At 69.2% G+C, this 5,447-nt stretch carries 6 protein-coding genes; 3 read left to right on the top strand and 3 right to left on the bottom strand.

Translation table 11 applies throughout. The features are described from left to right. Positions 1 to 41 precede the first annotated feature (41 nt). Positions 42 to 704: an arsenate reductase ArsC gene (locus HT102_RS01480; protein WP_192037632.1), complete on the bottom strand. Its 663-nt coding sequence runs from the start codon at positions 702 to 704 to the stop codon at positions 42 to 44. Continuing rightward, positions 701 to 1,525: an arsenate reductase/protein-tyrosine-phosphatase family protein gene (locus tag HT102_RS01475; RefSeq protein ID WP_192037631.1), complete on the bottom strand. Its 825-nt coding sequence runs from the start codon at positions 1,523 to 1,525 to the stop codon at positions 701 to 703. Before HT102_RS01475 ends, HT102_RS01480 begins: the two co-directional genes overlap by 4 nt. Positions 1,526 to 1,624: 99 nt before the next feature. On the opposite strand from HT102_RS01475, the gene HT102_RS01470 reads away from it, so the two are divergent. From HT102_RS01470 to HT102_RS01460, 3 genes are all read left to right on the top strand, one after another. Continuing rightward, a complete protein-coding gene (locus tag HT102_RS01470; protein WP_192037630.1) occupies positions 1,625 to 3,841 on the top strand; it encodes a DEAD/DEAH box helicase in 2,217 nt (738 codons plus the stop codon). Positions 3,842 to 3,952: 111 nt separating this feature from the next. Then, positions 3,953 to 4,420 carry an SRPBCC family protein gene (locus tag HT102_RS01465; protein ID WP_192037629.1) on the top strand — a complete coding sequence of 156 codons (468 nt, stop codon included), beginning with the start codon at positions 3,953 to 3,955 and terminating at the stop codon, positions 4,418 to 4,420. Between the two features lie 74 nt (positions 4,421 to 4,494). Continuing rightward, positions 4,495 to 4,950: an SRPBCC family protein gene (locus tag HT102_RS01460; RefSeq protein ID WP_192037628.1), complete on the top strand. Its 456-nt coding sequence runs from the start codon at positions 4,495 to 4,497 to the stop codon at positions 4,948 to 4,950. A 90-nt stretch (positions 4,951 to 5,040) separates the two neighbouring features. Here HT102_RS01460 and HT102_RS01455 read toward each other — a convergent pair. Then, positions 5,041 to 5,447, bottom strand: a 407-nt coding sequence (locus tag HT102_RS01455) for a VOC family protein (protein ID WP_225443050.1), incomplete at its 5' end; no start/stop codon positions are given.

Genomic DNA, 5,447 nt, shown 5'->3' with positions numbered 1-5,447 from the left:
CACCCGCGAGCCCGCCACCCGCGAGCCCGCCACCCGCGAGCTCACCCCTCCGCGGGCACCTCGAGCTCGGCGAGGAGGGCGCGAACGCGACGCTCGATGTCGTCGCGGATGGGGCGGATGTCGTCGACGGTGAGCCCGGCGGGGTCGTCGAGGGTCCATTCCTCGTAGCGGCGCCCGGGGAAGATGGGGCAGGCGTCGCCGCATCCCATGGTGATGATGACGTCGGCTGCCTGGACGATCTCGTCGGTCCAGGGCTTGGGGTACTCGGTGGTGATGTCGATGCCGATCTCGGCCATGGCGTCGATGGCGGCGGGGTTGACCTCGGTTCCGGGCTCGGAGCCGCCGGACCAGGCGGTGGCGTGTTCTCCGGCGAGGTGCTGGAAGTAGCCGAGCGCCATCTGGGAGCGTCCGGCGTTGTGGGTGCAGAGGAACAGGACGGTGGGCTTGCCGTCGTGGTGGTGTCCTTCGACGCGGGCGAGCGCGATGAGGCGTTGCTTGGCGAATCGCTCGGCGAGCAGGGGCAGGAAGTTGGGGACGGTGGCCTTGCCGGCGAACTGCTCGTAGGAGGTGTGCAGGAATCGCTCGATGGTCTCGGTGCCGAATATGCCGGTGAAGTGCTCGGTGAGCCGGGTGGCTGCCGACCTGAGCGCGATGTGGTGGTCCATGGAGAGGTCGCGGCGGTGGTACTGGGTCGAGGTGCTCATGGTGTGCTCCTTCTTGCTGGGTGGTAGTGGGGGGCGATGCGGGTGATGCGGGTGGCGAGCTCGGTGATGGCGGTGTCGAAGTCGGTGTCGGTGCCGGTGCGGGCAGGGTCGGGGATGGACCAGTGCGCCCGGGGCACGGTGGGGTCGAGCTCCTCGTGGGCGTTGTCGCACACGGCGATGAGGGTGTCCCCGTCGGCGAGGTCGAGGGGCTGGGGCTGCTGGGGCCGCAGCGGGATGTGGTGGCGGTGCGCGGCAGCGAGGGTGCCGGGGTGGATCGTCGGCGCGGGTCGGGTTCCCGCGGAGGTGGCGGGGATGGTGCTGTGCTGGGTCCAGAGCGCGGCGGCGAGCTGGGAGCGGGCGGAGTTGCGGGTGCACAGGAAGACGATGCGCTCGGTGGTGCGCGCCGCGCGGGGGAGCAGGTGGTCGAGGGTGGTGGTGTCGAGGGTCCAGTAGGCGCGGCGGCGGTCGGCCTCGGAGCGGTGCTTGTGGATGAGCCCGGCGGCGGCGAGGGTCTTGAGGTGGTGGGCGAGCAGGTTGGAGGGCATGCCGAGCGCGTGCTGGAGCTCAGTGGGCGAGTGGTCGCTGGTGGCGAGGAGGTCGGTGATGCGGACTCGCGCGGGGTCGGCGAGGGCAGCGTGGATGGCGGCGCGGCGCTCGACGTCGCTGGATCCCGGAGCATCCGGCGCCGAGGTGCCAGTTCCGGAGTGCGCGGGCGCCGAGGCGCGGGACCCGGCGAACCCAGACCCCGAGACCCCGGATCCAGCGAACCCGGGACCTGCGCCAGTCGCCCCCGCGCCAGTAGATCCTGCGCCAACGGACATGCAGCCGCCCCCTCCGTATAACTCAAGCAATATTGACTCAATAATCATGGAGGGAATGCTGGGAGCGCAAGACCTGTCCCACGCTCTAGGATCAGCACCATGCCGGTCGAGGAACCGAGGCTGCCGCCGCACGCCTACGACGCAGCCCGGCAACGCATCGGTGGCCCCGCACGGGAGGCCATCGCTGCCGCCCGCTGGATCGTCGACAGCGCCACCGCGCTGCACGCCGCGCCCCAGCAGCTGCGCGCGGCCGCCCAGCACCAGGTCCAAGCGATCATCGACGCGACCGCCCGCGAGCAGCTCGCCGGCATCCCGATCGACGACCTGCGCCCCCACCTCGACCGGGGCGCCCGGCTCGGCGCCCTCGAGCAAGCAGGCGTGCGCACCGTCGCCGATGCCGCCGATGCCGAGCCGCAGCACCTGACCGCGATCCCCGGCGTCGGCGAGCACACCGCCACCCAAGTGGTCTCCGCTGCCCGCGCCATCGCGCACGAGGTCGCCCGCGCCACGCCCCTGCGCATCGATCCGGACCGGGAGGACCCCGCGCAGGCTCTGCTGCTCGCTATCGTCGCGGCGATCAACCGCTCGGATGCCGCCGCCCTGGACCTCGCCGCCATCCATCCCCTCGCGCAGCGCCTGGCGCGGGCGCTGCCGGCAGCCGAGCGGGCGCGCAGCACATGGCGCATGCTGTTCACCGGCACACGGACCAAGCACCGCATCCTCGCGGCGCTCATCGACATCGAACATGCGCTCACCGAGCCCGCCTCGACCGAGCTGCAGCACCGCCTGCGGGCAGCGATGCCCCTTCTCGATCCGCGCGCGTATCCGCCCGGCCAGGTGTGGCAGTGGTTCCGCGCCGAGCCCGCGGGCTTCTACGCCTACCTGTCCAGCCTGGGCATCGCCGCAGGGGCCACCGACACGGAGGGATCGCGCGGCTACGTCGACGATGCGCTCGCGCGCCGCATCAGCGAGGTCGAGCTCGATGCGTCGTTGCTCCGCTCCTCGCTGCGCGGCTACCAGCGATTCGGCGCGCAGTTCATGCTGCACCGCAAGCGCACTTTGTTGGGCGACGAGATGGGCCTGGGCAAGACCGTTCAGGCGCTCGCGGTGCTCGCCCATCTGGCCGCGCGCGATCACCCGCGCTCGCTGGTGGTGTGCCCGGCGAGCGTTCTGGTCAACTGGCTCAAGGAAACGTCCCGGCATTCCGCGTTGAGCGTTCATCGGCTGCACGGCCGGGACAAGATCGACGAGCTGGTGGCATGGCGCGCCGAAGGAGGGGTCGCGGTCACCACCTTCGGAACCGTGACGAGCCTGGGGCTCGAGCACACTCCGCTCGACGCGCTGGTCGTCGACGAGGCGCACTACGTGAAGAACCCGGATACGCAGCGCTCCGGGGTCATCCGGCATCTCGCGATGCAGGCCGAGCATGTGATGTTCCTGTCGGGCACGCCGATGGAGAATCGCGTCGCCGAGTTCAAGGCGCTCGTCGGCTACCTACAGCCCGAGGTGGGCGAGAACCTCGATGCGGCAGCCACTCTCGCTGGCGCGCGGGCGTTCCGTCGTCGTGTCGCGCCCGTCTACCTGCGCCGCAACCAGGAGGATGTGCTCGTCGAGCTGCCCGAGCGCATCGACGTCGAGGAATGGGTGGAGCTCACCGCCGAGGACGAGGCGGCGTACCGCAGCGCGGTGGTGGTGGGAACGTTCATGCGGATGCGCCGCGCGGCCTGGGAATCACCCCGCTCGGCGAAGCTGCAGCGGCTGCTCGAGCTCGTCGACGAGGCCCAGGAGGACGGGCACAAGGTGCTGGTGTTCTCATTCTTCCGCGACGTGCTCGACGCGATGGCTGGAGCGCTCGGGGAACGGGCGGCCGGGGCTATCACCGGAGCCGTGCCAGCAGGGCAGCGGCAGCAGCTCGTCGAGGACTTCGCCCAGCACGCGGGCACCGCGGTGCTGCTCTGCCAGATCGATGCGGGGGGCGTAGGCCTGAACATCCAAGCCGCCTCGGTGGTGATCCTCGCGGAGCCGCAATGGAAGCCGAGCAGCGAGGAGCAAGCGATCGCGCGCGCCCATCGCATGGGCCAGGTCCGCGCGGTCCAGGTGCATCGGCTGCTCGCCAAGGACACCGTCGACGAGCACATCCGGGCCGTGCAGGAGCACAAGCGCGCGCTGTTCGACGAGTTCGCGCGCACGAGCGACATGCAGTCCGAGGCAGTGGCGGCCGGCCTGGCGGGCCTTCCGGAGCAGCAGGCCGAGCGCGCGGTGCTCGAGATCGAGCGGGCACGGCTCGGCGTCGCGGCAGCACAGGAAGTTACGTAACAGGACCGCATAGCTAGTGCCCTGGATCACAGTTCTCTGCGACACTGGTGCCATCGCACTGGGCCTTACAAGACTGGGCCTGGCAGGACTGGGCCCGACAGGGGAGAAGCCATGGCAGACACTACCTATACCGTCGAGCGAACACGCACGATCAACGCTCCCGCAGCAACTGTCTACGCGCAGATCGCGGACCTCCACGCCTGGCGGACCTGGTCGCCGTGGGAGAACCTCGACGAGAACCTCAAGCGCGAGTACAGCGGTCCACGAATGGGCGCAGGCGCGCGCTATGCATGGTCGGGAAACCGCAAGGCCGGCGAGGGCGAGATGGTCATCACCGACGCTGTGGAGCCCACGTCCATCACGATGTCCCTGGCGTTCACCAAGCCCATGAAGTCCACCAACGAGCTCCAGTTCACCATTGGCGAGCACGGTGCCACCAGCACCGTCACCTGGACGATGACGGGCCAGCAAACGCTGCTCACCCGCGCCACGGCACTCTTCGGCGGCATGAACAAGATCCTGGGCAAGCAATTCACCCAGGGCCTCGACAGGCTCGCCGCGGTGGTCGAGACGGACTAGTCGAGGGGATTGGCCAGCGTCGGTAGACTGCCGCATAGACACCGTGTCCCTAATACCTCCCGGAGGATAATCCCGTGGTCAGTCCGCTGCTCGAAGCCACCATCGACACCACCGCCAGGCCCGCCAAGGTGTGGAGCATCGTCTCCGACCTGCCGCGGATGAACCAGTGGAGCCCGCAGACCCGCAAGACGTTCGTGCTCGGCGGCGAGATCCGTGAGGGTTCGCTCGCGTTCAACATCAACCAGCGCGGCATCATGATGTGGCCCACCCGTGCGAAGGTCGTCGAGTTCGAGCCGAACAAGAAGATCGCCTTCCGCATCCTCGACAACAACGCCGTCTGGTCCTACACCCTCGAGCCGCAGGGCGACGGCACACGCATCATCGAGCGCCGCGAGGCGCCCCGTGGCACCTACAAGATCTCCCAGTTCTTCGTCAAGGCCTTCCTCGGCGGCAACGACACGTTCGAGCAGGAGCTGGTCGACGGAATGCACCAGACCCTCGAGCGCATCAAGTCCGAGGCCGAGCAGTAGCACCGGCGCCGTCGCGCACCCTGCGATCGTGAAGATCCAGCCACCTTCCGCGTGGCTGGATCTTCATCATTGGTGGCGCATGCTGGAAAGTCAGCTTCCCGCGCGTGCTTCCCGGAGAGCCGCGATATCGAGCTTCGTCATCGTGAGCATCGCTGCGAAGGCCCGCGCCACAGCGTCGGCATCATCGCCGGCGAGCAGATCGTCGAGCCCCTCGGGGACGATCTGCCACGACAGGCCATACCGGTCGGCGAGCCAGCCGCACTGCACCTCCTTGCCGCCAGCGGAGAGGGCCTCCCAGTAGTAGTCCACCTCCTGCTGGTCCGCGCAGGTGACGAGCAGCGAGATCGCATCGGTGAAGGGGATGTCGGCACCGCCGTTGAGGGCGGTGAGCCGTTGCCCATCGAGCTCGAAGTCCACCGTCAGGACGGTTCCCGCCGGCATCGGCGCGTTCTCCGGGTAGTAGCTTTTCCGGACGATCCGGGAGTTCGGGAACACGG

Origin of the sequence: Lolliginicoccus lacisalsi, assembly GCF_014841105.1 — a bacterium.
Lineage (GTDB): Bacteria > Actinomycetota > Actinomycetes > Mycobacteriales > Mycobacteriaceae > Lolliginicoccus > Lolliginicoccus lacisalsi.
Note: the sequence above shows the minus strand (reverse complement) of the source record. Positions and strands in the feature narration are given on the sequence as shown.

Coding starts and splice junctions, on each gene's coding strand:
- HT102_RS01475 (WP_192037631.1), bottom strand. CDS start 1,525: ATGTCCGTTGGCGCAGGATCTACTGGCGCGGGGGCGACTGGCGCAGGT.
- HT102_RS01480 (WP_192037632.1), bottom strand. CDS start 704: ATGAGCACCTCGACCCAGTACCACCGCCGCGACCTCTCCATGGACCAC.
- HT102_RS01470 (WP_192037630.1), top strand. CDS start 1,625: ATGCCGGTCGAGGAACCGAGGCTGCCGCCGCACGCCTACGACGCAGCC.
- HT102_RS01465 (WP_192037629.1), top strand. CDS start 3,953: ATGGCAGACACTACCTATACCGTCGAGCGAACACGCACGATCAACGCT.